3 protein-coding genes are annotated in these 3012 nt (G+C 69.1%); all 3 read left to right on the top strand.

Translation table 11 applies throughout. The annotated features are described in order from the left end of the window. The first annotated feature begins 302 nt into the window (after window positions 1-302). The 3 genes from ffh to rimM are packed head-to-tail and all read left to right on the top strand — an operon-like array spanning window position 303 to window position 2874. Complete coding sequence (ffh, locus tag ACE3TL_RS16780; RefSeq protein WP_374579800.1) at window positions 303-1832, top strand: signal recognition particle protein; 1530 nt, start codon at window positions 303-305, stop codon at window positions 1830-1832. Window positions 1833-1851: 19 nt separating this feature from the next. Next, window positions 1852-2313, top strand: a complete 462-nt coding sequence (rpsP, locus tag ACE3TL_RS16775; protein WP_374579799.1) for a 30S ribosomal protein S16 — start codon at window positions 1852-1854, stop codon at window positions 2311-2313. 15 nt (window positions 2314-2328) lie between these two features. Beyond that, window positions 2329-2874, top strand: coding sequence for a ribosome maturation factor RimM (gene rimM / locus ACE3TL_RS16770; RefSeq protein ID WP_374579798.1), 546 nt, complete (start codon window positions 2329-2331; stop codon window positions 2872-2874). Window positions 2875-3012: the final 138 nt, after the last annotated feature.

The following is a 3012-nucleotide window of genomic DNA, read 5'->3' as shown; positions in this document are numbered from 1 at the left end:
AGTCAGCCATTCGGCTGACAGCTCCCCCAGCGGGGGAGCAACTGAAACCTTCAAATCCTTGACCTGAACCCGCCACAGGCGCATAAGCGCCCACTTCCGGCGCATAGCATTCGCGCCCTCCACCGCCACGACCCCTGCGACGGATGCAGGACGAGGGCGGCGAGGCCCCCCGTCGACGTGATCGTCCACGGGGGTCGATTGCGTTTGGGCCTCCCGAGAGATCTGCGATCCGCAGGATCGAAAATCTCTCAAACCTTTTCGTTCCCATTTTCCCACCTGGGGAAATTGGGGTGGAGTTCGACTTGTTCGACGCACTGACAGATCGACTTTCCGGGATCTTCGACCGCCTCTCCGGGCGCGGCGTACTCTCGGAAAAGGACATCGACGAAGCCCTGCGCGAGGTCCGGGTGGCCCTGCTCGAGGCCGACGTCGCCCTGCCGGTCGTCCGCGAATTCATCTCCAAGGCCAAGGAACGGGCCGCCGGCGAGGAGGTGATCCGCTCGATCCGCCCCGCCGACCAGGTGGTGAAGATCACCTATGACGGCCTGGTCGAGATGCTGGGGGGCGAAACCGCCGAGGGGCTGAACCTCGCGCTGAACCCGCCCACCGTGATCCTGATGGCCGGCCTCCAGGGCTCGGGCAAGACCACCACCGCCGGCAAGCTGGCCCTGAAACTCGCCAAGGACCGCAAGAAGGTCCTGCTGGCCTCGCTCGACACCCGCCGCCCCGCCGCCATGGAGCAGCTCGCCCTGCTGGCCAAGCAGGCCGAGGTCGACAGCCTGCCGATCGTGCCCGGCCAGTCGGCGCCCGACATCGCCCGCCGCGCCATGTCGGCGGCCAAGCTCCAGGGCTTCGACGTCGTCATCCTCGACACCGCCGGCCGCACCACCCTCGACGAAGCGATGATGGCCGAGGCGGCCGAGATCGCGAAGATCGCCAACCCCACCGAGACCCTGCTGGTCGCCGACAGCCTGACCGGCCAGGACGCGGTGCGCACCGCCAAGGCGTTCCACGAGCGCCTGCCCCTGACCGGCCTGGTGCTGACCCGGGCCGACGGCGACGGCCGCGGGGGCGCGGCGCTCTCCATGCGGGCCGTCACCGGCCTGCCGATCAAGTTCCTCGGCGTCTCGGAAAAGATCGACGGCCTCGACGTCTTCGACGCCCGCCGCGTGGCCGGCCGCATCCTGGGCCAGGGGGACGTCGTCGCCCTGGTCGAGAAGGCCGCCCAGGACCTGGACGTCGCCCGCACCGAGGCCATGGCCAAGAAGCTGGCCAAGGGCCAGTTCGACCTCGACATGCTGGCCGAGCAGTTCGGCCAGATGAAGCGCATGGGCGGCATGGAGGGCCTGATGGGCCTGCTGCCCGGCGTGCAGAAGGTCAAGAAGCAGATGGCCGAGGCCAATGTCTCGGACAAGACCATCGACCGCCAGCTCGCCATCATCTCGTCCATGACCAAGGCCGAGCGGAAGAAGCCCGACATCCTGCAGGCCTCGCGCAAGCGCCGCATCGCCGCCGGGGCCGGCGTCGACGTGGCCGAGATCAACCGCCTGCTGAAACAACACCGCCAGATGGCCGACGCCTTCAAGATGATGAGCCGCGACGGCGGCAAGGGCTTCGCCCGCATGGCCGGCATGATGGGCGGCGGCGGCATGGACCGGCTCAAGGCCCTGGGCGGCGGCAAGCTGCCGGCGCCTGATCCCAAGCAACTGGAAGAGCTCGGCAAGCTGGCCGGCCAGGGGGGCGGTCTGCCCGGCCTGGGCGGCCCCGGCGCCCCGAAGCTTCCTGGCCTCGGCGGTCTGCCGCCGGGCTTCAACCCCTTCAAGAAATCCTAGATCTTACAAAGGACTACCCATGCTCAAGATTCGTCTCGCCCGTGGCGGCGCCAAGAAGCGCCCCTACTACAACATCGTCGTCGCCGACTCGCACTCGCCGCGCGACGGCCGCTTCATCGAGAAGGTCGGCGCCTACAACCCGATGCTCAAGAAGGACGACCCGACCCGCGTCACCCTGAAGGTCGAGCGCATCGAGGAGTGGCTGACGAAGGGCGCCCAGCCGACCGACCGCGTCGCGCGCTTCCTGAGCACCGCGGGCCTGGTGAAGTGGCAGGCCGGCAACAACCCGCAGAAGGCCGAGCCGGGCCGCAAGGCCAAGGAACGCGCCGAAGAGCGCGCCCAGCGTGAAGCCGACCGCGCCGCCGCGGCCGCCGAAGCCGCCGCTGCGCCGGCTCCGGAACCGGAAGCCGCCCCGGCCCCGGAAGCTCCCGCCGAAGACGCGCCGGCCGCCGAGGCCGCCGCCGAACAGACCGAAGGCTAAGCCCTTCTGGCCGGCATGGGCGACGAGACGCGCAATCTGATTTTCGTCGCCCAGGTCGGCGCCGCCCATGGGGTGCGCGGCGAGGTGAAGGTCACCACCTTCACCGCCGACCCCATGGCCCTGGCGGACTACAAGACCCTGCTGCGCCAGGATGGCTCGCCCGCCCTGACCATAATGTCGGCTCGTCCGACCAAGGGCGGGATCGTCGCCCGCCTGAAAGGCGTGGCCGACCGCAACGCCGCCGAGGCCCTGCGCGGCCTCAAGCTCTACATCCAGCGCGACAGCCTGCCCGAGCCGGAGGAGGACGAGTTCTATCTCGCCGACCTCATCGGCCTCTCGGTCGAGACCGCCGCCGGCGAAGTCCTGGGCAAGGTCAAGGCGGTGCAGGACTTCGGCGCAGGCGACCTGCTGGAGATCCAGCCCCGGGCCGGCGCAAGCTGGTGGCTGCCCTTCACCCGTGAGGCCGTGCCGCAGGTGCTCCTCGCCCAAGCCAAGCTCATCGCCGCCCCGCCCGCCAGCATCGAAGCCGACCCGAACGAAGGCCGGGAGGAAGAAGGCTAGAGCGTGTCCCGCTTGCGATGAATCGGAAGTGATCGCGGGTTGGGTTCCCTGAAGCAGCGGATCGTGAGTCCCTGACCTTCTGACGAGGGAGGCAGGGATGGCGGGACGCAAGGCGTACTCGGACGACATGCGGGTTCT

Origin of the sequence: Phenylobacterium sp. (assembly GCF_041920015.1) — a bacterium.
Classification (GTDB): domain Bacteria; phylum Pseudomonadota; class Alphaproteobacteria; order Caulobacterales; family Caulobacteraceae; genus Phenylobacterium.
Note: the sequence above shows the minus strand (reverse complement) of the source record. Positions and strands in the feature narration are given on the sequence as shown.

What these genes read in the sequence shown, in the direction of transcription:
- rpsP (WP_374579799.1), top strand. Translation starts at nt 1,852, where the DNA reads ATGCTCAAGATTCGTCTCGCCCGTGGCGGCGCCAAGAAGCGCCCCTAC.
- rimM (WP_374579798.1), top strand. Translation starts at nt 2,329, where the DNA reads ATGGGCGACGAGACGCGCAATCTGATTTTCGTCGCCCAGGTCGGCGCC.